The organism is Agrobacterium sp. O3.4 (genome assembly GCF_041414895.1).
Classification (GTDB): domain Bacteria; phylum Pseudomonadota; class Alphaproteobacteria; order Rhizobiales; family Rhizobiaceae; genus Agrobacterium; species Agrobacterium cucumeris.
In genome coordinates this window covers 135,724-159,795 of record NZ_JALPZP010000009.1, presented here as the reverse complement: position 1 = coordinate 159,795, position 24,072 = coordinate 135,724, and the positions used below count along the sequence as shown (strand labels likewise).

Annotated in this window: 13 protein-coding genes and 2 pseudogenes; 3 read left to right on the top strand and 12 right to left on the bottom strand. The window is 53.5% G+C overall.

Features of this window, described 5'->3' with window-relative positions; all coding sequences use genetic code 11:
• Nucleotides 1-1,505: 1,505 nt before the first annotated feature.
• On the bottom strand, nucleotides 1,506-3,794 hold the full coding sequence (locus tag M0412_RS25210) for an FAD-dependent oxidoreductase (protein WP_161991480.1): 2,289 nt from the start codon (nucleotides 3,792-3,794) through the stop codon (nucleotides 1,506-1,508).
• A gap of 356 nt (nucleotides 3,795-4,150) precedes the next feature.
• Complete coding sequence (locus M0412_RS25205) at nucleotides 4,151-5,509, bottom strand: hypothetical protein (protein ID WP_077768103.1); 1,359 nt, start codon at nucleotides 5,507-5,509, stop codon at nucleotides 4,151-4,153.
• Nucleotides 5,510-5,772: 263 nt separating this feature from the next.
• On the opposite strand from M0412_RS25205, the gene M0412_RS25200 reads away from it, so the two are divergent.
• Nucleotides 5,773-6,597 carry a hypothetical protein gene (locus M0412_RS25200; protein WP_010900201.1) on the top strand — a complete coding sequence of 275 codons (825 nt, stop codon included), beginning with the start codon at nucleotides 5,773-5,775 and terminating at the stop codon, nucleotides 6,595-6,597.
• A 1,328-nt stretch (nucleotides 6,598-7,925) separates the two neighbouring features.
• On the opposite strand, the gene M0412_RS25195 is transcribed toward M0412_RS25200, so the two are convergent.
• Nucleotides 7,926-9,107, bottom strand: a complete 1,182-nt coding sequence (locus M0412_RS25195; protein ID WP_077768104.1) for a tyrosine-type recombinase/integrase — start codon at nucleotides 9,105-9,107, stop codon at nucleotides 7,926-7,928.
• A 144-nt stretch (nucleotides 9,108-9,251) separates the two neighbouring features.
• On the opposite strand from M0412_RS25195, the pseudogene M0412_RS25190 reads away from it, so the two are divergent.
• Nucleotides 9,252-9,788: pseudogene (locus M0412_RS25190) on the top strand (transposase); the annotation flags it as partial.
• 140 nt (nucleotides 9,789-9,928) lie between these two features.
• On the opposite strand, the gene M0412_RS25185 reads toward M0412_RS25190, so the two are convergent.
• From M0412_RS25185 to M0412_RS25175, 3 genes are read right to left on the bottom strand one after another with little or no spacing between them, the layout of a single operon-like run.
• The gene (locus tag M0412_RS25185; protein ID WP_077768105.1) at nucleotides 9,929-10,930 is read right to left on the bottom strand and encodes a tyrosine-type recombinase/integrase; all 1,002 of its coding nucleotides are present in this window, start codon (nucleotides 10,928-10,930) and stop codon (nucleotides 9,929-9,931) included.
• Complete coding sequence (locus M0412_RS25180) at nucleotides 10,927-11,850, bottom strand: tyrosine-type recombinase/integrase (protein WP_077768106.1); 924 nt, start codon at nucleotides 11,848-11,850, stop codon at nucleotides 10,927-10,929. Before M0412_RS25180 ends, M0412_RS25185 begins: the two co-directional genes overlap by 4 nt.
• Nucleotides 11,847-13,088 (bottom strand): site-specific integrase, encoded by a 1,242-nt coding sequence (locus M0412_RS25175; RefSeq protein WP_012476048.1) that lies wholly within the window; start codon nucleotides 13,086-13,088, stop codon nucleotides 11,847-11,849. Before M0412_RS25175 ends, M0412_RS25180 begins: the two co-directional genes overlap by 4 nt.
• 124 nt (nucleotides 13,089-13,212) lie before the next feature.
• Here M0412_RS25175 and M0412_RS25170 point away from each other — a divergent pair.
• Nucleotides 13,213-13,353 (top strand): annotated as a pseudogene (locus M0412_RS25170) (transposase domain-containing protein); the annotation flags it as partial.
• A 79-nt stretch (nucleotides 13,354-13,432) separates the two neighbouring features.
• Here M0412_RS25170 and M0412_RS25165 read toward each other — a convergent pair.
• From M0412_RS25165 to M0412_RS25140, 6 genes are all read right to left on the bottom strand, one after another.
• Complete coding sequence (locus M0412_RS25165) at nucleotides 13,433-13,888, bottom strand: cupin domain-containing protein (RefSeq protein WP_012476047.1); 456 nt, start codon at nucleotides 13,886-13,888, stop codon at nucleotides 13,433-13,435.
• A gap of 102 nt (nucleotides 13,889-13,990) precedes the next feature.
• Nucleotides 13,991-15,346, bottom strand: coding sequence for a hypothetical protein (locus M0412_RS25160; RefSeq protein ID WP_012476046.1), 1,356 nt, complete (start codon nucleotides 15,344-15,346; stop codon nucleotides 13,991-13,993).
• Between the two features lie 103 nt (nucleotides 15,347-15,449).
• Complete coding sequence (locus M0412_RS25155; RefSeq protein WP_077768107.1) at nucleotides 15,450-16,400, bottom strand: hypothetical protein; 951 nt, start codon at nucleotides 16,398-16,400, stop codon at nucleotides 15,450-15,452.
• Nucleotides 16,401-16,631: 231 nt separating this feature from the next.
• A complete protein-coding gene (locus tag M0412_RS25150) occupies nucleotides 16,632-19,001 on the bottom strand; it encodes a virA/G regulated protein (protein WP_236771576.1) in 2,370 nt (789 codons plus the stop codon).
• Between the two features lie 245 nt (nucleotides 19,002-19,246).
• Entirely contained in the window at nucleotides 19,247-21,229 is a 1,983-nt protein-coding gene (gene virD4 / locus M0412_RS25145; protein WP_012476043.1) for a type IV secretion system ATPase VirD4, read from the bottom strand.
• 59 nt (nucleotides 21,230-21,288) lie between these two features.
• Entirely contained in the window at nucleotides 21,289-23,784 is a 2,496-nt protein-coding gene (locus M0412_RS25140) for a virA/G regulated protein (protein WP_173992072.1), read from the bottom strand.
• Between the last annotated feature and the right edge of the window lie 288 nt (nucleotides 23,785-24,072).

Below are 24,072 nucleotides of genomic sequence, written 5' to 3'. Positions count from 1 at the left end.
TAAGTTTGGTAGGATTTCTATGTTTTCCGGCGTAGCCCCTATGCTCCTGTTAGGAGTTGTGTAGCGTACGCCACGATGTATTTTACTTGTGTTGAAATAAATTATTACAGCATTATTTCTGCCGCCAATTTTCAGAAAATAGGCAAATCATTTCGATATTTATAGAGATCTCACACAATACTGATAATGCTTTTACATTGATATTGTTACAAAGGCGCCTTAACAGACAATAATATTCCAAACATTACAAATCGCCATAGAGAGACGTTAAAGTACTATATAGAAAATTAAAAACAATCGCACGGTGGCTCGCAACTTATTGTACCAACGAGAAAATAGCCGACATCATCTCCGGCGGCGAGATGAATCGAAATTATAGAGCCACGTGCGTATTAATCCCGTAGGTTTGTTTAGAACTGCGTATTAACCCCGTAGGTCTGAATATTCCGGTCCAGCGACAAAGCGTCCCCTCGTGGCAATTCCGTGATCATTGACCATCACGGGAGGCCCAGGAGAAGTTATAGCCAGAGGAGTGACGCTCAGATCATCAAGCTCTGCAATTTGGTCAGGGAGGAAATCGCCCGGCGACACACGTTTGGCCTTCTTCTTCTTGACCTTAGCCCGCCGAAATAGGTCGGAGACAACGAGCGAGGCCTCTCCAAAGGTCTGGGCCATTCCGACAACGTTTATTCCGGCTAGTTCCATCCTGAGAATAAAAGAAGTGCTGTTAGCAAAATAGATTTCTTGCAAAACGAAACAAACATTTAGAACTTACAGCATTGAAGCATTACAGCATGATCTAAATAATTCATTCTTCTGGTGAAGCGATTTATATAGGAAGTTAACAAATGGCTGGCCGAAGACTAAGAAAAAAATAGTAGAAGGCCCACCGCCGAAAGTAATGGTCGTTGTAGACCCTATGCAATGATGAAGCATTCTTTTTTTGTTTGGCTGTTAACCTTTCTCCGTTGATTGCGGATTTTCTTTCAGCCTGCTCAATTGGCAACATTAAAGTCTTGTGAAAAGGAAATTCAAACCGAAGGTGATAGTGACCCCTTAGCTCGTCCAAAATATATGCAGTCCTAATTAGCGGCTAGTGGACCCCAAACGGCACAGTGGCGAATGCAAGTGGGGCGGCTGCCAATGACGAATGCAGTGACCTCATTGGGGTTAGTGGGAATATCTCGAATTGCGTGGCCGGCTAGTGTGTCAAGGGGCCCGCTATTAGCTGTCAAGATGCGAAAGCACGTGGAGACAAGCAATCACGAAGGCATTTCTCTGGAGATGTGAAGACTTTAATGTCATCGATCAAGGCGCTAATGGTCACAGATGGAAATTTTTGGAATCTGATTAATGTCATTTTAAGCCCACTCAAAGAATATTTTTTAAGCAGGATTCAATCAAAAATAAAGGAAAAACATTATTATTCATGGAAAGCTAAGTTGAGCGCCGCTACTGCAGCTTACAGGCTTACGGGATTAATACGCACTAATACATTAATATACTTAAGCAGGAAAATATATTTTATTCCAATCCAGGGGATGGAGTGAAGATAGTGTCCCGCCGGTGCTGCGAATGACGGTGCAGGCCGTTATGATGCCCGTCTTAACCTGCTCTTCGAACAAAGCTCCGTTTACGCAGTCCTTACTGTCAATCTGGCAAACTGCCCCATGCTCCATTAACGGAGAATCATACATATGCGGATCTTGGCTGTACTGACATTTTTTAAGAGAATTTTCCCTCCATAAAGAGGCCCTGAAACCATCCTTCAAGTGGCCGTCGAAGACATATTCTTCGTAATCTTCGTTGACTGGAACCAAATGACAAGCCAATTCAGGAAAGACAGCAGCAAGTTCTCTGACTAAATCCAAGCACCTTCTCTTCTTCTCATCGGACTGGAACGGGCGGGATAGATAGTCGTTCATTTCATAATGAAAAATAACAAGCCCCTCTCCCGATGGCGATTCGATGTCAATACAACAGAGCTCACGGACGAGCCCATCCGTCCAGATCAAAGCTGGGATATCGTCATCAAGCCAGAATTTTTGCTTTGTGATCATGAAAAGTGCTGCGTTAACAGTAGCAGACGAGTTTCCAGCGGGGGCTTCGATATCATAGCCGACACAGGTCACATGGCTAACCGGAGTGATATTAGTTGCATCGGGCCCACCTCGCCCGCCAATGATGACCTGGTCAAAAACGCGCGAACGGCCATCTTTCATGCATACCTTCACTTTCCCGCCCTCCTTGGCTAGTCCACGCAGGGGGTCAAAATGGAATCCTACTTTTCTCTTGAATATCTCAATGCGCATCAGAGCCTGCAAAAGATGAACCCCTCCAACAGAGATATACTGGTCCTCCTCGTACCCATTGATTATCCAGTCCAGGACTGTCGAAAACAGTAGGGTGTAACAGGAAGAAACTCGGCCGCCGCCCAATCTCATCATCCCGAAAGCAGCAAAATCAGTTGTTTGCCATGCCGCCCCACCAGGACTCTCGACACCGCAGCTGAAGATCTCGACCAGAGCGGCATGGAAAGTGAAATTATCAAACTCCCTGAGCCAAGCCCGCCTTGCTTCCGAGGCTTCTTCATAACGCCGACCTCTCAGCATGGAAAAGATATCCATCGGAGCGATCAGCCTCCTGCCGTTCCGTTCACACCCGTGGTATAGTAGTTTCTCCCACCCTGCAGATATCCGCTGGAATTCACCTGGTGGAGCTTGTCCAGCCGGCCATTCGTAACGTTTTTTCCGGAAGTAGAGTGCTGTGTGATCGTTGCCGGCACAAGGAAAACGAAGGCTGGACGGAATTCTAAACTTATCCAGATAGTATGACAGACAAACTTGGTTGCCGGAGATGGGCATGACACCGAATGACGTCAAGACCTGGCGAGCGTCGCCGTTTGACATCGGCGATACACCCAAACTCCGAACCTCATCTACTGGGGTAAAAAGGGCTATTTCCCTGACGCCAGCGTCAAGTAGTTCTGCAGCAGCAACAAGGCCAGAGAGCCCACCACCTACGATGGCGACACTAGGTAGTGGTGTGCCTTCCGGATAATGCCCCACACCATCATTGGCATCGCGCTCATGGAGGAAAACCTGATAGTCGTACCGCAGATCGAAGCAAGAAAGATCCTCATTGTAGTTCGCTGGCTGATGCAATGCGTTGTGAAAGAGCACAGACCCTATTGCAACTATGTCGTAACGGCTGAAGCACTCAGCGGGACGACGAAAGAAGCGGCAGGTTGTTTTTAATCCATTTCGCCCATGCACATCACATGTACCCTCCTCAACAAATAGGCTGCTGAGTTGGATGGCAATAAAGCACTGCACGTCTGCAATGCTCGTGTGACTGCCTGGACAAAAACTATTGTGGGCTCGAGACATTTCCTGCAGTGAGAGGTCACTCACGTAGGGCGGGATCATGCAAGCAAGGACGGCGTCGCCAGGTTGAGCAATGCACTGGTTCTCAACAAAGTGGCGCAACCTGCGGTACGACGTATAAATGAAGACCTTCGTGCGACAAGATCTCAGCACTTCCAGTGTGCCTGTTCGGGGACCATGAAGGCAAGGTTCAATCTGGAACACCAGAGCCATGTCTTCTATGGCTTCTGCAAATCCGTGGTCGAACACCCAATCCGTCCACCTTTGCTGATATTGTAGGAGTTCATCGCAAAACTGGTCATAGCAGACAAAGGCCCGAGAAATTGCTCGTTTCAGTTTGGCCGCACTAGGTAGACCGGTGATAGCAAACGGGGGGAAACGGGGGCGGTTATAGGGAAGATCCATCATGTAGATATGGAGTATTGAGAGAATATAGAATTTCCTTTTGTTTATAGAAGGCATGCTTTGTTAATGTAAATCTGGATGTAATATATATAAATTGAAACTATTTGCCGGAATTATCTTTTTATTCTGATGTACACGTAAATGGCGACATGTCATTGAAATTCAATAAAGCTGTCTCCCTAGACAACATCAACAATTAAAGAGATGAACGAAAATTCAAAAAAGTCGGAAAATTACGGCCCAAATTTATGCAATTTCGAACATGCAATAAGATTGACAAAAGGAATTCAACATACAATGGCAACACAAATATCAAACACATTGGAAACTTCCGTTACTGCTTCTGTTTTGTATCGTGCTCATAATGTCCTATCAATTAAGCCAAATACATCTTTAACGCTCGCAATTTCATTATCATCGCTTCCATCGTCTTCCAGGAATTCGGCATAACTTTCGAGCATTTTAGCAGCAGCATCGAGGATCAGAACACCAATTTCATTGAACTCCTTACAGGGATGTGGTTCCCGGAAAGTTATATATTGGCTGCAGAAGCTCGCTCTGCTGATATCGCGGGGCTCAACCATTGTCGGGGCGTCGAAAAGACCGAGAACGTATTTTCTGACAACCTGGGGGTCGACGAGTTCAAACTGACTTTCATTTTCGAGGGAGAAGGCGGTGAGTGGAAGTCCGTCTTCTTTGGCGGCGTAGCAACGGCTGGCATGGTCGCAGAAGAGACAAAAAACATCACTCAGCGGGACGGAACAAAGATCAGTCCGTTTGAAAAAGGTGGCGAGTGCAGCAGCGGAAAGATTAAGACAAGATGAAGGGCCTGTGTGAAGACCGAAACTCGTGCCCCAACCAGCCCTATATACCTGCTCCCCAAGGCGGTGAAGCACCTCCAACGCGCGGTGTGACTCGACATCCACTTCCAGACACAGAACCTTGTCACACTGATAAACTACCGTCCCAGGTTTATTGGCGGCAATTCCGAAGACCGTACTGCCAAGCAATTCTCTATCCCGCTCGACCAAGCCGAGATGGGTGAAATCGGCGGCGGCAAGTTTACTGTTGTCGGGGACCGGAGCGAAAAGAAGTTCAAATTTGGACCTGGGCGGACGTGGACTTGGTCTGCGAATACCGTGCTGCTTCCAATGACTTTTCAATTTCTCTGCAGTCACTGTGCCATCGCCTTTCATAAAATTGTAACTCTCTATCATTCTGGCTTCGACGAGAGCTCCAGAACTCGCAAACTGGAGGGTGAAATGGACAGAAACCGGAGAGTTGCTGGAACTCATCCTCGGCTGAATGAAGATGTATACGATGGCACCTTCTCCAATATCCTGAGCAACTTCTTTCTCGATCTTTTCACGGACAGCATGGCTGATCCCGTCGGAAGTGGCTAACATAGCACTTGCTATGTCGGGGTGGCAGATTGCGCACTGGTACCCTATTCCGAGGTCTCGCACTGGAGTTTCACCGGCGGCGACGGCAATTCGGTGATTTAGAGCAGGCATCCGCCGAATGACGTCGCCGAGGCCTGTCACTTTTTCGGCATCCATTGCAGCAACGACATTACATATGCCGCTAAGACCTCTGGCGACAGCGGCCGTAATCACATCTACAGGATCATGCAAAATCTGCAGCGCAGCGAGTTCTCTCTTCCAGTTACCCTCCGGGAAGGCGACCGCGGCAGCGCACATCGCGTCGCTGGCTGGCATGGTAGCAAGGCAAAAAAGGCAAGACCTTGGAAAGGGAGAGGTGGATGATTGGCGGTGTTTATAGGAAGTCAACGGGTCTGCAGGTCTACATCGACATAATCCGGCCTTGCACGCAAACATTGTCAGCCTGGCCCCACATTGATAATGGCTGGCCAACTAATCCCTGCTAAGAGTTATTTCTCTCACCAAAAAGTCAACTAATGCTTGCCGCGCTGCGTTACATTTAAGGCTTCATTCAGATCGTATTTACACCAGCTTTGAATATGTCTCTTGTTGAGGTCATTCCGGATATCGCGGAACGGGTAGCACGCGGTCTTACGGATCCCTCTCTCCGGGTTCTGCTCGCCTTCGATGGTGATGGCACCGCCTTTAAGCAAGATCGAAACCGTCAGTGCTGGGAAATTAATCCTGCCATCGATATCATCGACAATTTGACCAAGATCGCCCGGAAGGGACATTACCTACTGCTGACGTCCGCTCGCCACTGCGGCGAAATCGCTGCTTCGCCCTTCAAAGACATTCCAGGTATTGATTTTCAAGGGAATGACGGAACGGTCACAATCTTCAAAGGTCAACGTTTTGAATCCGTTCCCCTGCCCAACTGGAGCCGCATTCATGCGGTTATGGAGAGCGAATTTGGCGGCAACCCAGAAATCCGCAACATTCCGATGGAGCATTTCTATGGCTGTCAGATGTGGGACTCTCATCCACGTTACCAATCGGCCGGAGATCTGCTTTCATCGCTTCTTCCGCGTGTAGATCATTCCTGGGGACGCACTTTCCGGGCGACCGCAGTACCCGAGGGTCATTGCGTTATGCCCGAGGAAACGCCAGGCAAGCGCAAAGGCTATTTTGCTTATGTCAATCTACTCCCTCGTGAGATCGGCCTACATATAGCGTGCGGCAACGGCGAAAACGATAAAGATATGCTGACCGCTGTTGGCAACAAGGAGAATGGTATCGCGTTCTGGGTCGGTACCCGTGAGACGAAGCCCACTGGAACCAACGTCTTCGCCATACCGAATGAGGATGCTCTCTCTGCAATTCTTGGCGATCTCGGCGTGTTGTTGCCCGATCTGAGCAAGTGATCGCTCCGATCTGCCGCTGTTCTATTACATCCATAGTCACCGTAGGAAGGGAAAGAAGTCATAATTGCTTCAGTTGTTACTTAGTTTTTTCTATTTTAGTGTCTATGATCCGCCACTCCGGCGACTATTTCAATACACAACGCCAGAAATAATATAATATCTCCATGAGCCACTGCATTATTGAATAAATAACTATGGAATCTTTTTCACCGAAAATTATTTATATTTTATATACTTTATTTAATTAATCAATAATTCAGAATAGAATATTTTTAATATAAATTCTTTCAACATCATTAAGTACTTAAGACTCCCGCCGGATAAGGATTAATTATTACAAGAATCCTTTTTAGAAAAGCTCATATTTATCTGGCAGCCTTCCGAAACCGATGGAAAACGATATCCTTTGCCAGCGCAAACCGTTCCCCGTGAAAGGCACATGTTGGCCCGAGTGGAAGCTCGAATGGGATCTCCCAAATGGTGTCACGGCGGATGAGGTCTCGCCCGGCACTCGGTACCGAACCTCCTTGAACGTCTTGAAGAGACTCTGCCTCTTCAAGTCATCGAACACAGAGGCATGTACAATCTCGGAAAGCGAGTACAGGAATGCACTGAAACGTCGTTGCTCGCTGCTCTCGGAGAGATAGGCAGGCGCAATCTTTCCGAGCTCGATGCCGCACTCAGCTCTGACGATGTGCCCATCGCCTCTCACGACTTCAACTTGTGGCGAGTCTCCGCTTTGCCCGACCAACTCGTACGGCATAGTCGACAGATGTATTTGTTCTTTTTATAAAATGTTAGTAGTGAATATTATTGGCGCCCTTTCTAATTGCTCCAATCTGCTTGTATTTCCTATTTATATAATTTGGAAAATAAGTGCAGGCTCACGTATTGTTGCACGACGACGATTGGCGATAAAATTTTCACCTTTATTATTTAAAGGCGCGGATATTATTATTATTTTAATATCTTAAATAAAAATTGTAATTAGATAGGCTGTATTAATCACTTTTAAACATACCCGGACACCATCTGGTAATATAGCAAAAACGTGCTCAAAAATCGCTTCAAAGCTCTTGTACTTAGCTCGTTTACACCACAATATATCCTGCCACCCCACATAAGGCGACATCGTGCTTTGCCTTGGGTCGCTTATGAGGTGCGCCATGATCAAGAGCGATGATAGCCGCAACCTATTCGCGACCTTTTCATGAGGGAGCACGTTTCGGTAATATCTTGAAGCAAGGCCCGTTGTAAGGCGGTTTTGTTCGTTTGGAGACCTCGGGCGGTTGGCAGGAAAGTTCTGATGACAGTGTGCGCCACTTCGCTTATTGAACTCGGCTGTATAAAATCAGGCATTGGGCCAAGACACTGCGCTGGAGACGGATATCATCGTCGTTTGCGCAACCGCTGACGGCTTGCACGTCGGTCAACTTCTTCCGGTCACGACGCTCCACCGCCCTTAAGAGGCGGTCCATAAAGTTGAGCGCAACAAATCGCCGATTGGCGACGCTATAAATGCTGGAGGCCCCTAAGGGATGTCGAGGCGCCTGCATCCGGAGGAAAACCTCTCGGCACGACGACGGCGGGCGGACTCTGTCCACGTAGCGTGCCAATGCTTCCGCAACGGAGGGCACCAGCGGATAGATCTGGGCTTGTCGGCGCTTTAAGCGGAAAAGCCGAAGCGTTCGCCCCGCCCAGTCGATTTGGTCGAGCCGCAGCGCGGCTACTTCGCCGCGCCGCATACCATATACCGCCAGCAACATTAGGATCGCGCGGTCTCGGATATCGCGGGGCCGGTCGGTATCGACATCAGCCAACATCTTTTGGACGTCCGACCAGTCTGGGGCATATGGCAGAGATTCTTGTCGATAGAGCCGAGGCCGCGATATTGACGACACCAGGCGGTCTGAGCACCAAGCCTCTTTTGCCGCATATCGAAGAAATCCGCGCAAGGCTGAGACGATGTATGCAATCGAGACACGACCCCAGCGTCCGGCCCCTTGGGTCGCTATATAGTTGTCGATGTCTTCTGCCTTCAAATCCTTGAGCCGGTGGCTCGACTGTTCGCACCACAGCAAGAATCTGCCGGCTATGCGCCCCCATTGTTCCACCGTCGACGGTGTCAATCCGCGTTCGTCGCGCATCCAGCCAACATACCGGTCGAGTTGCGCCTGGTACGACAATATGACAGTGGGCTCACGCCACCAGCCAAGGAACTTCAGCCAGGGGCGCCCGATATCGACGACCCGACGTGCAGCGGTAGCCGCACCGTGAACATTCTGCCGAGCCTGCGCGATCGGCAACAACTCCGCCATGCCGACGCCGGCCGCAGCCTCTGGACCGAGATGTCGCGCGATCCACAGGAGTTCGTTGCGTTTGACCCTGAGAACTTCGGGTCTCGCTCCGAGTGTGGCGCAGTGATGCAAATAGCGGTTCCGCTCGTCAGCAAATGGCACTTCGGTAAATAGGGCATCAGCGGCTTGGTCGGAAAAGGAAGGGTGATCCATGTCGAACCTCCAAACGAGAAAAGGTCCGGCTGCCAAACTTGCGATTTATGTTGCGTCAAATCGGGCCCAAATACTCAGTTGACAAAGGGTATAGGTCAGCAGGGCCACATATGGACGGCCGCAACATAGCCCCCGATATGTTCGGCAGAACATATTGGCGGCTACAATCCGCTGTTCAAGGTAGACCGCGATCCGGGGCCGCTGACGCAGGCGCTCTGCTGGTCGCACGCGAGGCGCAAGTTCTTCGTGCTGGCCGACATCGCCACGAATGCCAAACGCGGCAGCCGCGCCGCACCGATCTCGCCTATGGCGTTGGAGGCCGTCAAACGGATCGATGCCCTGTTCGACATCGAGCGGCAGATCAACGGGCTTGCCGCAGCGGAACGCCTGGAGCGCCGTCGCAAGGACAGCCTGCCGCTTGTCGGCGAACTGCACTGCTGGCTTCAAACCGAACGGGCAAAACTGTCGCGCAGTTCTCCAGTCGCCGAGCCGATCGACTACATGCTGAAGCGCTGGAACGGCTTCACGTCTTTCCTCGACGAGGGCAGGATTTGTCTCACGAACAACGCGGCCGAACGAGCGCTGAGAGGCTTTGCTCTCGGGAGGAAGTCATGGCTCTTCGCCGGATCGGATCGAGGTGCCGATCGCGCCGCCTTCATGGCGACACTGATCATGACAGCATTATGCCGCGCGCGGCATAAGGCGGTTTATGCCGACCGGCGAACTATGCCGAGCACCTCTTCCAACTTACCAGTTGAAACGCGCTTCTCTTGCCGTTTTGGTCGAAGACCCGTCGTTGGCACTCGGCATAGTTCTCATGCTCAGAGGGCGTTCAGGAATTCCAGAAGCCGGTCGTTTGGTCGAAATCGCTCGGCCTTGGCGCGTTCGTACGGCTTCAGCTTTGCGAGTGTCGATTCCTTCAGTTCAAGATGTGCATGAAGATAGGTCAGCGTCGTTTCCATCGCCTCATGGCCCAGCCACAGGGCAATGACCGAGCAGTCGACGCCCGCCTGTAGTAGCTCCATGGCAGCGCTGTGCCGCAAGACGTGGGGCGACACCCGCTTCGAGCGGAGGGAGACGCAGTGCTCGCGCGCTTTGGCGACATATTTGTTCAGCAGTGCCTGCACGCCGTCGGCGCTGAGCCTGCCACCGTGCATATTCGGAAAGAGAGCCGTTGCGCCTCGCTTCCCTGGTTCCTTGAGCCAACGCCGGAGGGCTTCCTGTGCAACCTTTGTGAGCGGCGTACTTCGCTCTTTGCGGCCCTTACCGACGCATTGCACATGCGCACCGCGGCCGAGCATTACCGAGTCTCGGTCGAGGTCGATGACTTCCGAAACCCGCAGCCCCGTTTGCGCGGCCAGCAATAGCAGAGTGTAATCGCGGCGTCCCAGCCACGTGCTTCGATCCGTGCAGTCCAGGATCGATTCAATCTCGGGCCTGGTTAGGAACTGAAGCTGCCGCTTGTCGCATCGCTTGCTGGGGATCGCGAGCACGCGCTGGATGTGGGCGCTATGTGCCGGCTCCTCGAACGCCGCATATCGGAAGAAAGATCGAATGGCTGTGAGGCGGAGATTCCGGGTCCTCACCGAGGCGGCTCTCTGCGTCTCGAGGACTTCCAGGAATGCGCCGATGAACGGAGCGTCCAAATCCCGCAGTGTCAATTGAGATGGGGACCTCCCAAGGCGCGCCTGCGCGAACGCAAACAGGAGCCTGAACGTGTCTCGATAGGAGGCAATGGTGTTGGAACTTACACCTCGATGCTTCATGAGCCGATCTGTGAACCACCGCTCGATCAGCACGGCTAAGTCGTTCGTTCGTCTCATGACCGAACCTCCCACCGCTTATCCAATCGCCGAACGGCATGATTCATCAGCTCCGGCGCGGCGGACAGATACCAGTAGGTGTCGCGAACATTGGCATGGCCGAGGAAGGTCGAGAGTACCGGCAGCTCGCGTTCCACATCTTCGCCAGCGCGATGCCAGTTGATCAGGGTTTGGACGGCGAAACGGTGACGAAGATCGTGAACCCGCGGGCCACCGCGATCCCCCTCCTGCCGTAAACCAATTTGCCGGGATAGTCGCCAGAACACCCGGTGCACGTATTGATGCAGCAATCTGCCGCCCTGTTCGGCGACGAAGAAATAGGGACTGCGCGGCGTGCCAAGGTGTGCATCGCGTCGGGCAGCATAGTTTGTAAGGACAGCGATTGTCGTGGCATGCAGCGGCACCAGCCGTGACTTGCCGAACTTTGTCTCTCGGATAGTGAGGACGCCCTGCTCGAGATCGACGTCGGCCCGGAGCAGGCCGAGCGCTTCAGAATGGCGCAGTCCGGCGACCGCTATCAGTCCGAACAGGCAGTGATACGTCCAGCGTCGAAGGGCGTTGGCTGGCGGCAGCGACAGTGCTGCCGCCAGCAGCGCCTGAATCTCAATGTCGCTATAGATGTAGGGCTTTGTCCGCCGTGCCGGCGGCACTGCGTCGCTCGGTGGCACTTCCGTCAGAAGATCGAAATGACTGAGGTGCTGGGCAAAGCAGCGCACATCAGCCAGGCGGATGGACCAACTCGGCTGTCGGCCCATCGACGTCACCCACTGCATTGCCAGGTCCGACGTGATGGTCTCGGCGCCGCGGGCTTCCATGAAGGTGACGAATGCCGACAACCGTCGTGCCGGCCCATCATATTTGTATCCCAGCCCTTGGCGCATGCCGACATAGCGGTTGAGGGCAGTGCGAAGCCGGCTCATTGGACACCTCCCGGCCAGGGCAGGCTCAGTCCACGCAGCTTGTCAACATCGAGCTTGGCATAGATCCTTGTGCTGTCGATGCTTCGATGACGGAGCAGTTGGCCGATCTCGGCAAAGCTGGCACCCGACCGTAAAAGGTCGGTCGCGAGGCTGTGGCGGAAAAGATGGGCGCCGTGATGGGCATAGCCATCAATGCCTGCCCGCTCGAGTGCCTGCTTCGCGATCATCGTGATGGCGCAGCCGGAGGCAAAGCCCACGTGCGGCGCAAGTGTTCGCAAGAAAACTCGCCGACACGCCGAAGCGGGACGCCCATGCCGGATATAAGCCACGATAGCTGTTCCGACGTCGTGACGCAGCGGCATAGTCGCTTGCCGCCGTCCCTTTCCGTGTACGAGAATCGTGCCCGACTGCCAGTCGATATCATCGAGATTGAGGGTAGCAACTTCGCTAGCGCGCAAACCGAGCTTGGCCAAGATCATCAGAACCGCATAGTCCCGATGTCCCATTGCCGTCGTCCGGTCACAGGCATCGAGAACCTTCTGGACCTTCTCTGGCGGCAGGAAGGTTGGAAGGCCGGCAAGTCGCCAGCGGCGGATGGATGGCACGCAATCGGCCAACGCCGTCGAAATGAAGCCCTTCAAATGCAAGTAGCGCAGTAAGGCACGCACGACTCCGCACATTGCCTTGCCGCTGTCGGCGGAGCCATCGAGCGCATGTCGTTCGACATACCCGATGACAATCTCCGGGGTGAGCGCTGCAAACCCATTCGCGCCGGCAGGACAGACCTCCCGCAGAAATCGAAGTGACAGAAGCTTGTAGCTCCCCACCGTCGAGGCGGCGAGCCCTCTCTCATTCGAGAGATATGCCCCGAATACATCGACGATCTGCTCGTGCTCAGTGCGCTCAACCGGAAGCGCACCTGGTATTAAGCCCTCTTCCCGTAACGCTGAAAGCACGCGTCGGAGTGCCGATCGGTCGCCCGTATCGGGACTCCAGTGTTTGAAGCGATGCTCAAGAAAACGATCGACATAAGCTTCGCTCAAATCCTGCGGGGCATATCCATTGCCAACATGCCAGTCCATCAGGTCTCGAAACAGGCTCAGCGAGCGCCACGTGCATTGCCGACCCAAGCCTTCTTTCGACATGCTGGCGGCGTAAACACGCGCAAACTCCCGATACGGACCGTGGAGCAGCTTCCGATATAGGGCGCTGCGATTCAAATAGTCAGTTGTGTTCATGTGTCCTCTCCTTCGCGTCAATTGCGACGGAGAGACCCTAAGCTATGCCGACTGGGCGACCGCTATGCTGCCGGAAACGTTGGAAAAAACTTGATTAATAGGCATAGTTCGCCGGTCGGCATAAAGTGCCAAGCTCAACGACGTCGATCCGCAGGCTTGGCTTGCTGACCTCCTGGCCCGCATCGCCGACACGCCAATCAGTAAGCTCGAGCAATTGCTTCCGTGGAATTGGCAGCCGCACGGATTGAAAGCTAAAGCAGCCTAACCTGCGGCCTTCACCGGATGCTTACCCTACAGTAAACTGACTCGTAGCATTGCACCAGGTTGGGTCCGCCGGGTGGCGTTCAACGCGGCACATACCCCTCCAAATCCGGCAACAGGACGACGCTTTCCTGCTCCTTCGGGTCGGTGCGGGCGATGACCGCTGTCGCCGGCCGGTCGCTGAGATTGGCGGGAAGATGCGGAACGCCAGCCGGAATATAGAACATCTCATCTTCGCGAACGATGACGTGTTCTTCCAGCTGGTCGCCGAACCAGCAATGCGTCTCTCCGGAAATCGCATAGATCGCTGTCTCATGCGAGGCGTGCAAATGCGCCTTGGCGCGGGCGCCCGGCGGTATGGTTAAAAGATGCATGCAGATCCCCGTCGAGCCCACTGTCTCGGCCGCAATCCCTTCGAAATAATTGAGACCCTGTTTTCCGGCATAGGTGCTGCCGGGCCGCACGACACGGCAGGTGGGCTTCGATGAGACACTCGTGGCAGTTATTTTCGGGGATGGCACGGATTTCTCAGTGATCATTTTGACGCGAAACGTTGGTAGTTTGGGAATATGGCAGCAGGGATGAGCTCATTTGCCGGGGGGCGACTTGACAACTCGGTGTGTGCCCCCCTAGTTTAGCTATCATCGCGACAAAGTACCTGAGCCGGTGCGATCCCGATTCATCGAGCGGTCGCAAATTTCGGCTCTCGGCGAACTAAGCTTTTCCCTATCATTCGACGATCGCGATTCGTGCAATTCATTCAACCTGGATCCACCGCCATCATGAACGTGGCGATCGTCGCCGACGAACCCGGATCCGGCTTGATGGACGACGGTCATATCCGATTCGAGCGGCCCATCAAGTTCGTTTCCAAGATGACTGTTGGTATTTTCCCGCTGCGACCGCGAGGGGTTAGCTGAAGGGTGCTGCCAGGCCTGTTTATGGAGGGCACGTTCCGCGGCACGTAATACTTGAGCCTCGAGTTCGCGTCCACTTAATGTCTTCAATTCTTTACCGACCGTAACTCCGAGGATTTTTTTGGAGACCTCTTTGATTTCGGCGTTCAGGTATGTCGCTTCCGCTTTGTATATCTTCCCAAACGTGTGCTTGCTGCTCTTTAGCTCCCCTGTAGCGTCATCGTAGACGGCTGAACGCTTGTTGAGGAGGCTTCGATGTGCGGAGACATCCCGACCTAACTCGTGGCCGTCCTTATCCAGCCGGGATCTATATGATTCACTGAAAGCTCCGCCAAGCTTGCGGATACTTGTTCTAGATGTTTGTCGATCCGGTGCCTTTTGTGAAGACATCGAATAGCCCATCCGTTTGCTTGCAATGAGCTCCAGATTACCCTTGTCATCGCGTTCGAAAGTCTTTTGTTGGGAGCCCTCCCGACGCGTTAAAACGCGATAAAGCCTCTTCTCCAGGCCACTCTCATAAGGACGTCCGATTTCCTCGGAAATGGGATGCAACGCCCGTCCAGTAAGTCTGCGCCGATCGATGTATCGGGTGCGCATCAGTTCACCGTTTTCGTCCCGCTCCCATTTTTCTTCGAAGGCACCGGCTTTGCTTTTGATATGTTTCTCGCTCAACACGCCGTTCTGGTCGTAGTCATAGCGACGGACACTATTCCAGTCAGACCTCTCGTAGTGAATAAGCCGAAGGGAGCCAGTTGTTTGATCTCGAATGAAAACCTTCTTCTTCTTTTTTATGAGACCCCGACTATGGGTCAATTCTCCATTGCTATCGACCCGCAGTTGCTCGCTGCGAAACGGCTTGTGGGCGATCACACCACGGAAATCTGCATCGAGCTTATTGAGGAGTTGCAGTTTCGAGGCATATTTTTTCAACGCCGGCGGCGCTTCAAGTCGCGCGCGCCTTTCCTGCGCCTCGCGTTCCACAAGGTACGCCTGCCCTAACTGATCAACCAGGCGTTCATCAGAATTGCGCGTGGTCGCTGTAGAAGATTTCTGCGGGGCTTTTTTATTTATACTGACCATTAGGTGGGCCTTCCCTGTGCACGCTTTATCGATGCTCGTTTAAAAATTCGCTCGTCAACCAAGTGCTTTCGTCGGAGAAATAATCGAATATTCAGACCAAGTTCTACCGGCTGAGATCAGAATTTGACCTCCCTCGCGGTGCCCGGGTTAAGTTCGCGCGAGCATCGCGGTAAGCCTTCTCAATCGATCCAGCGATTCCTTCCGCTTTTACCATCTGGTCGTGAGCACTGAGAGTTTCGGGAAGGAGCTCAGTGCGGATTTTTTGTTCGATCTGAAGAATGTCCGTGGCCAGTTGTTTATTGCTCCGCTCGTGCGGACCTTCGGATGTCGACGCAAGCCCCAAATGCTCCTGCGCATGGATGCGTTCGTCGGCGTAGAGTCTCGCAAGCTGGGGTCTCTTCGCCATTGCATCGAAGATTTGTGACTTGTGTTCGAGTTCCAACTGGTTGTGCGCCGCTGCAATCGCGTAGGCTGCATAATGGCGACTGTCGTAGTTGATAGGCCCGTCTACCTTGAAGTATTCAATTGCTCTGTCGATAAGGCGTCTCTTGTCGGCCCTCTCGAGGTCACTCAAATGGGACGTCATCGACATAATCGCCTCCGCCTGCTCACCGCCTTCCGACATATTGAGAATGTGATTGACGATCGCTGTTTTCCTGGCGGGCGATTGGAACTTCAAAGTTGGACCAATTGTCCTGATGCGCTGGCTCGCCAGCGCAAACTCGCCAGCAGGGTCCGGTTCCGGATAGTTCGGATACTCGGCAAAGCCGTTCCGGGGTACAGCCAGGTCATACAATGCCTTGCTTGAGGCACCCAGTCGATTTACGCTTCGGTGGAACGTTCCGACATCGCTCTGATCGACCGATGCCCGAACCGACGGGCTCGCAAGTTTAAAGCTTGTGAGGTTGGCTGCCGTTTCGACTGGATCGTCGGTCGGCAGATGTTTGGCAACTTCCACCAAAATGTCATTCGGTAAGGTGGCTGCACTTTCGGTCTTATCACCACCGAGGACCGAAAGCTCGCGTTCCTGCATTTTCTGGCCGTCTTCGAGCATAACTCACACTCCAACGCGGATCAAGGATATGCGAAGTCTAACACCTGCGCTTAAGGCGTTGAATGGACATCGTGTTTCAACTGAAATTCAGGCCCTGGCGATCGATTGCACTACGGCGCGTTTTTTGCGGGGGATTTCAAAGAGTAGCAGTACAGCCTGCGGTTCAAATGCTGAACCATCATTTTTAAGCATCGATACAAAGTCCGCTAACGATGGTCATCTCCAGCTTTGTCACCGTTGTAATGCTTTGTCCCGACCGCGATCGCGCGGATCATAAACCCGTCGTTCATCAAACTCGTGAGTTGCTTTTTCAACTTCTGCGCTCGACGATTGGGCTTTCAAGGGTGAAGTGCCTATTGAGGCGGCAGTCCGGTTCAACGCGGAAACAAGCGCAGCTTTTTTCTTCCGCAACCCAAGTGTCTTGGCCTCCAGGTCCTTCTTGACGTCATAAAGGGCTAAAAACTCTCGATAGACTTGCTGCTCACGCTCGCGTGTTGGCCATCTTCCTGTCAATGCTGTTTCGCGAGCGAGTACAGCTTCTGTCTGGCCACGTGGCCCAAGGTGCAACAATTCCGGAGCTTGCTCTTTACTGGGCGGAGAAAGTACCGGATCGCGGCTTACCGTATAGTTGTAGCTAGTAGTCGCGACCTGAAGCGGCATGATAACCCCATCTGGCGTTTCGCTCTGCAGCCCGTCGTTAGCGAGCTGGTGTGCGTAGCCTAGCTGGTTTAATTGATACCCGTTTGACGCCGTTGCACCTTCCGTGGACGCAACAGGGTCCGATAGAGTTGCCCTTTGATCCGAGCGGTAACTTGCGTCATCTGGCCAGCCGCGCCCCACCAGTCGGGTCCGCCCCCTTCCCGTACCAACATGTTGTCGATGAAGTTCCTTGCATTCGAGATAGGCGGGCATAGGCCTTTCCAGCCGCCGGCCCTCTTTGGTCGAGCGCAGGGTATCGTGGACAACCTTGAACCCGAAAATATGCTCCGACTCGTATTTCCCGGTCTCGGTCGCAAGCCGAGCTCGTTCGTTTTTTCGACTTCCATAAGTGCCGATATTGTCGCTTCTCGAGCAAGCGGCTTTTTCTGGCTGAGTGGACTGAACCGTCAAACAACCCTCGTGAGACGACAGTCTTTCCGCACTTGAAATTACGTCATAGGCCGTTGCTTTAGCGCCTCGACGGCTCTTGGCACCCAGCCGTTTAACTTTGCTTACCTCGTCGAGGCGATTACTGTCGGCGATGCTGGCGGTTTGGTCTGCATCCCTCCCAGAGGGCCCGAAATATAGAGCACGTCTTGCTTCCAATTGTGCGCACGTCAGGTTTTGCACGTGAGTCGGCTGTTGTGCTGGCTCACGTGCGAGACTAGGCGAGCGCGCTTCCGGTTGATCACCTAAACTGAGGCGGGACTTATTGGTCGTGCTTGCTTGCGACAGAAGACCAGTCGCCCCGCCATCCTCAGACGGATCATGTTCATCGGGAATCCAGGCCGCCGGGTCGAGCTCTGCCAGGCGCGCGTTCACCACCAGATTTTGCCACCGCGGCTGGGCTAGCTGCCTCCACCGTCCGTACGCCTGACGCTCCGCATCCCCAAGCAACATTCCCTCGTATAAAAAGACTGAGGAAGATGTCTTCCCGATCATCCCATTCGAAACGGCACCGCCTTCGATAGCAGCTTGGCGCGCGACTATGATAAGATCTTCCCAGGTGGGCCGGTCCGGCCTGCTCCAACGATCATGCGCAGCGCGCTCGGCTGCTCCGAGCGCCACTCCATCGTACACGAAGAACGCACGCGACACCTGCTCGGCGTTAATTGGGACGCCCGAGATGCGCCCGGACTCGTTGGAAGAAACGTCGTTGCCTGGTTGGTGTTCGCACCACGTCGGAGCAGACTGGTGCAATTCCGCAACGCGTGCGTCCACAACCAGGTCTTCCCATCCTGGTTGCGCGGGCTCGAGCCATTTTTCATATGCTAGGCGTTCCCCCTCCCCAAGCGGGACGCCTTCGTACTCGAAGACCGAGGTGTCATTTGATTCGTTGAGCCAGGTGGAGGTGTCGATTGCGTCAAGACGGGCGTCAACTATCAGGTCTTTCCAGGATGGCGGTTGCGGTTTACTCCAATTCTCATATGCTTCGCGCTCAGGCGAGCCGAGTCTCATCCCATCAAATTCGAATGGTTCAGGGAAACCGTTCTTTTGACCAATGGAGCTTGTCCGCTTACGCTTAGGCGCCTCCGATCGGAATTCCTCTTGAAGGGGACTACACTCATTCGGAATTGCAGCAGAGGTGTTTAGCTCTTCAATACGCGCGTTCACAACGAGTTGTTGCCAACTGGGCTGTCCCGGCTCCACCCATTCCTCGTAGGCATGCCGTTCCCCTTCCGCCAGAGGAACACCATCATAAACAAAAGTTGAAGAGGTACTTTCTCCGACATCGACATTCCAAGCGAAACTGTCAATCGCGTTCAGGCGAGCGCTCAGTATCAGGTCTTTCCAACTCGGCCGGTCCGCTCTATCCCATGTCTCGTACGCGGACCGCTCGGCTGCGCCCAGTCTCATTCCATCGTAAGCGAATTGCGCAGATAAATTTTCCCGGTGATCCATTTGGCCGTCAGATGGGGAGCAAGCAAAACGGTTCCAAGGCTCTTTGGGATGAAGGACAGGCGTAACCCCTGCGCGAACCTGGGGCGAGGATCTAGCCGACCCGGCGTATCCAGTTTTTGAGCTTCCCGACGGTTTCATGGCGATGTCTCATCAATTGGCAACCTTCAACGTTGGTAATGCATTCCCGAAACGGGACATCTGACGGCGCTAACAAGACTCGATCCGAAGCGGTATCACATCGAGCTTCAAGTGCCGGAGGCTGTTCTACCTCGTAGCTGGAGCGAAATGATCTGGTCGAGGAGTTCGCGCTGCGCCAAAAGAGCCGGAGCAATTTCCGGAAGCTTCTCAGAGGTTGCGGCGTCCGCGCCTTGGTATTCCCGCTCGTCATCAACTTCGTTTGAACGGGGGCGAACTTCTATTGGCATTACTCCATCAGCCACAGTTCTGTTTTGGGGGGAAACGACTTCCCCATGGTCGTTCTCTTCAATCTGCACCGGTTTTTGCGAAGTTGTATCGGCTGTTCCCTGGTCGAGCTTGCCTTCAACGAGGTTTGTGTCTCCCGGCAACATCAAAGATGCGGGCTCGGGAAGGGAACCGTGTTGGCTTTCGAAAATTCGCTTCAATATGAAATCCGAATAATATCGCACTTTTCTCAGTTTGAGGGGAGGTTGGCCTTTGATAAGGACTATTTCATAATCGTCGTCGAGTAGGCGGACTTGTTCGGCGCGCAAAAGCGGTGCTCCTTGGTCGGAGATTTGGATGTTATGATCAAACATGCGCGCTTGGCTGTACGACGTTGAGCGAGCCTGGAATGTGTAGTCGCCGATAGCTTTGGAAATGTAGTTGGGCGTCTCGTCATCAGCAGTCGCCATGAATACCTGCACACCCGTATTGCTGAGAAAATTTTGCTTACCAGCTTCATCATAAGTTCCTGTCAAAGCCGAAAGACTCTGAATAATAAACATGAAGCGGCCCTTGTAGCCGGCGATCGTCGTAATTGCCGTCTCCACAGCTTCCAGCTTGCCCAAGTGCTTGAACTCATCGAGGAGAAACAGAACTTCGTGCCGTTCATCTCCAAGTGGCAGCGATCGCTGCAGGATTGATACAACCTGCTGGAAGAGAAGACGCATCAAGGGCGCTATGACTTCGAGATCGTTCGGGCTGACACAAAGATAAATACAAGTCCTCTTCCGCCGCAGATCGTAGACGGAAAAATCCGAGGTGCTTGTAGCCGCTTTAACGAGTGGATCGGCCCAAAGATTGAGTCCGCCGTCGCCGAGCACCGATGTGTAGGATGTCAGGATTTTGGTGTCATTCCCCGCCATATTGTCGAAGATACGCTGAGCCTCTTTGTTTTGTGTTTCCTCCGCGAGTTGCGCAAATAGTTTGTACTTTTCACCCGGCTGAGCAAACAGATCGTAAACGGCACCGATCGTTGGTGTGCCGCGCTCAATGCAACTCAATATGCCTGCTACGAAAAGATCCCGTGCCCCGTCGATGAAACCTTCGGCTCCCTTGCCTTTGGCTGTGATGAGATTCGCAGCGAGGCGGCGCGTTTCTGTAAAGCGCCGTTCGGGCGGCAACGCGGCAATATCCAGCACGGGATTGTAACAATGCGTTCGCCGCTCTGGATCTAAGGGCGAGAACTTGAAAACCGCGTCGCCACTTGATTTACGCGCCCTCGATGTGAGTTCAAATAGCTCGCCTTTCACATCCAAGGCAATTACTGAGCCCTTGAAGGTTAGCAACGTCGGGATAACGACGCCGACACCCTTACCAGCGCGAGTTGGCGCGACAACAAGGCTGTGAGGTTGTTCTCCGTTACTTAGGTAGCTGCCAAACCAACGTGGTCCACATGTCTTGCCGAAGATGGGACCCGTGACGTGACTGTAGCGCCGGAGGTACCTGGCGTGCCGCATCTCGCCGGAGCCGGCCCAGCGAGCAGTGCCGTGATGTTCGCGCTCGCGCATCGATAACAGTAGTTGGCATAGCAACACGAGCGTTGACGTCGCAACGATGATGGCTAGTCCGCGATAGAACGTAGGACTTGCGTATCCCAAATAAGGCGGTGTCTCGTACAGGAACGCAAAAACGTTGAAAGTCATCATCGTTTCGCCCGTAAAGCCATGGCGAAATGTGACATAGAGACTGGCCGCACAAAACCCCACGGCCAATGAACATGCTATGCTCGCAGCCAGGCCTATTGGCGTGTACTTGCCTGAATTCATCACGTGACCACGCTCCGTTTATCCTATTGGACGGCTGTTTGCTTTACGGGCAGCTGGATCTACAGCCCATACCTTTCGCGCACGCGCGGTTCCAAGGTTCTCTTACCACCCTGCGCGTCACGGCCGTCCCCGTTCCGGCCCATCGACTGATCTGCTAACCGGTCGGCCTGTTGCGCGCGATCTTCGTTTCGTCCGTCAACAGTTTTTGCGTTTGAAGTTCCAGGTTCCCGCAGGTGGTCGTGGACAGGAGCGGGACGTAGGAACTCGATGAAAAGGTTTTCGGCGCCGTTCGCAACCTTGGAATTATAGGTTTCCGGCGTCATGTAAGCATTGGCTGGCGATTTGAGCCAAACATTTTCCGCGCCATACGTATTCGTTACTGTCGCAAGCTTTTCCAGCCTGAGAAGTTTTGGCCAAAACGCGAAGAAGGTTCCGCTATGATGCTGAACCATCACCTCTGGATTATGCACGCCTGCCTGCCGCGGGAACTCATAATCATGTTCACTTACCCGTGGTCCAGCAGGTGTATCATAAAAATATTTGCTATCGGACTTCAATCCGCTGAAGGTATTATCGGATAGACCGAGCGCTTTCATTCGTTCGTAATACTTTTCGGATCCGAGATGCAAGAGCAGCTGATTTCGGGGCATATAGGATCGTTGCGCGCTATCCGCTTTGACGAGGATCACACTGTTTTCCAACTCCTCCGCAGTCGGCCACTTCTGCAATCTTTCGAAGAGCTGCTTGCCTGTTTCAAAACGAACAACGTGCTCCCAGGGGTAAGGCCACCGCGGAACTGGCTCATTCCCGATGAGCACTTCGTCACCAAGCCGTTCAGCATCGAAAATCGCTTCCGTCGGCATGCGTCGCGGCTGGTAAGCATAGGACGCGCCAGGACCTTGCTGAATCTGATAATCTGACGAGACTTTTCGTTTCCCTTTATCCGAAACATCTCGCCGTATATCGGCACACGACGCCTTCCCGATCCGCAGTGGACCCGCAACGTCCGAGCCAGGAAGTTCCGTATGGGTAGCCTGCGGCAACCTAGGTACTCCGCTTTCGAGCGTGATAGGTGCCGCCCTGGCGGCGCTTGTTCCCGAAACGGTAGTGGGCGAGCCCGCCTCCTCGATAGCCTCGTTCAGTTTGAGCCTATGAGATTTTCCCCCGACAACCTGCTCGGAGCGAGATCTCTTCGAGCGCGGTTCAGAGATTGCGTCAATCCTTACCAGATCCTCGTCGGTCAACTCCGGCAAGCCATCGAACTTCATCTCTGATGGGCTCGGGTCCTGCCGAGAAGCTTCCTCATGGAACGCAGGATTCGTATGCCGGCCGCCGCGGCCCACGGTATAATCTTCGGCTGAGAAAGCATCGTCCAACCTGACTGGCTGAATAGTGTTCGCACCTTCCCGCCCCGTAGTCGGGCGGGGTCCAGAGAGTGCGTCGATCCGGGCTAAGTCCTCTTTGGTCAATTCGGGGAAGTCGTCGGACTTCATTTCTGATGGGCTCGGGTCCTGCCGAGAGGCCTCCAACCTGACCGCATGAATAGTGCGTGCAACATCCAGCCTCGAAGTTGAGCGGGCTTCGGAGAGTGCGTCGATCCGTGCCAGGTCCTCGTCGGTTAATTCCGGGAAGTCGTCGGACTTCGTTTCTGATGGGCTCGATTCCTGCAGAGAAGCCTCCTGACGGAACGCAGGATTCGTAAGCCGGCCGTCGTGGCCCGCGGCAAGATCCTTGCGTGAGAAGGCATCATCCAAGCTGACCGCATGAATAGCGTGCGCAGCATCTCGCCTCGAAGGAGAGCGGGCTCGCGAGAATGCGTCAATCTGCGCCAAGTCCTCGTCGGTCAACTCGGGAAAGGCGTCGAAGCGTTCCTCCGGTGAGCCAAGCGAACGAACTGAACCTTCATGGATCGATCCTGAAGCTGTTTGGCCACCGGTTTCGGTCGCGTCGTCGGAATAGGCACTGTCGGCGAGGATTTGGGTGCTTTCGACGCTGGCGGACCCTGCCTCAGTGCTTAAATTCGTAGCGGCTACGTCAGGAGGAACAACCTGAGTACTGAGCGGTGAACTGCTGTCGGCGAGCAAATCAAGGTCATCTAACCCTGGCCAAGATAAGCCTTGTTGGATCGACGGAAGGCTATTGGTCTCGCTATCCCCGCTTTCTACCATCCAATATGGTGCGCCGTCGAATGTTTCTTCAGGCTGGCCCTCTCCAGGAATGATCACATCATGACCTGAACCAAAAGCGCTTGTGGCAATAGGTTGTGTCGCAATTTCGTGCTGAGATTGCGTACGGCTCTCTCCAGTCCCTTCGATATTATCCAGCTCCATCCCAGACCGGTGCGGCCCTTGCGAAGCCGGCGTCGCGGTCGAGCTATCTTTCATAGCCAAAGACGCGGCAATAGTTCCCACCTGCATTCCCGAGCTGGTACTCCGCTTCGCCATTGATTCACTTTGATCACCGGTTTGCTCGTGTTCGCGCAGCTGCTTTCTTTCCCCCTTGCCAAAACGTGACGACGACGTCGCCTCGTGGTCCGCCCTGGCAGTGGACTGCATTTCAATCTCCCGCAGGTATTGCATGGCCGTACGAAAATACCCCTTGCTCCTCGGAAAGACCGCTGATTGGCCAGCCGGAGCTTCGGCTGATCTCACCGGGAGTATTTCTGCTGTATTCGGGGCATGGGTTGTCGGCCGTTGATTTTCGGGGGAAGTGCCTGGAAGGTCGCCGGCCCCACCAGTAATTAATGGCCGTAAGGAACTGGTCGTTAAGTGTTCTCTGCGGTTTTGTCGGAAGGCAGTCGACACCGATGTATCCGGGATTGGTGCGCCTGTAGCGCCTTCGTT

What these genes read in the sequence shown, in the direction of transcription:
- M0412_RS25200 (WP_010900201.1), top strand. Translation starts at nt 5,773, where the DNA reads ATGTCTCTTGTTGAGGTCATTCCGGATATCGCGGAACGGGTAGCACGC.
- M0412_RS25185 (WP_077768105.1), bottom strand. Translation starts at nt 10,930, where the DNA reads ATGAGACGAACGAACGACTTAGCCGTGCTGATCGAGCGGTGGTTCACA.
- M0412_RS25155 (WP_077768107.1), bottom strand. Translation starts at nt 16,400, where the DNA reads ATGCTCGAAGACGGCCAGAAAATGCAGGAACGCGAGCTTTCGGTCCTC.
- M0412_RS25180 (WP_077768106.1), bottom strand. Translation starts at nt 11,850, where the DNA reads ATGAGCCGGCTTCGCACTGCCCTCAACCGCTATGTCGGCATGCGCCAA.
- M0412_RS25160 (WP_012476046.1), bottom strand. Translation starts at nt 15,346, where the DNA reads ATGGTCAGTATAAATAAAAAAGCCCCGCAGAAATCTTCTACAGCGACC.
- M0412_RS25150 (WP_236771576.1), bottom strand. Translation starts at nt 19,001, where the DNA reads ATGGATCACCGGGAAAATTTATCTGCGCAATTCGCTTACGATGGAATG.
- M0412_RS25195 (WP_077768104.1), bottom strand. Translation starts at nt 9,107, where the DNA reads ATGGATCACCCTTCCTTTTCCGACCAAGCCGCTGATGCCCTATTTACC.
- M0412_RS25165 (WP_012476047.1), bottom strand. Translation starts at nt 13,888, where the DNA reads ATGATCACTGAGAAATCCGTGCCATCCCCGAAAATAACTGCCACGAGT.
- M0412_RS25210 (WP_161991480.1), bottom strand. Translation starts at nt 3,794, where the DNA reads ATGATGGATCTTCCCTATAACCGCCCCCGTTTCCCCCCGTTTGCTATC.
- M0412_RS25205 (WP_077768103.1), bottom strand. Translation starts at nt 5,509, where the DNA reads ATGCCAGCCAGCGACGCGATGTGCGCTGCCGCGGTCGCCTTCCCGGAG.
- virD4 (WP_012476043.1), bottom strand. Translation starts at nt 21,229, where the DNA reads ATGAATTCAGGCAAGTACACGCCAATAGGCCTGGCTGCGAGCATAGCA.
- M0412_RS25175 (WP_012476048.1), bottom strand. Translation starts at nt 13,088, where the DNA reads ATGAACACAACTGACTATTTGAATCGCAGCGCCCTATATCGGAAGCTG.
- M0412_RS25140 (WP_173992072.1), bottom strand. Translation starts at nt 23,784, where the DNA reads ATGCAGTCCACTGCCAGGGCGGACCACGAGGCGACGTCGTCGTCACGT.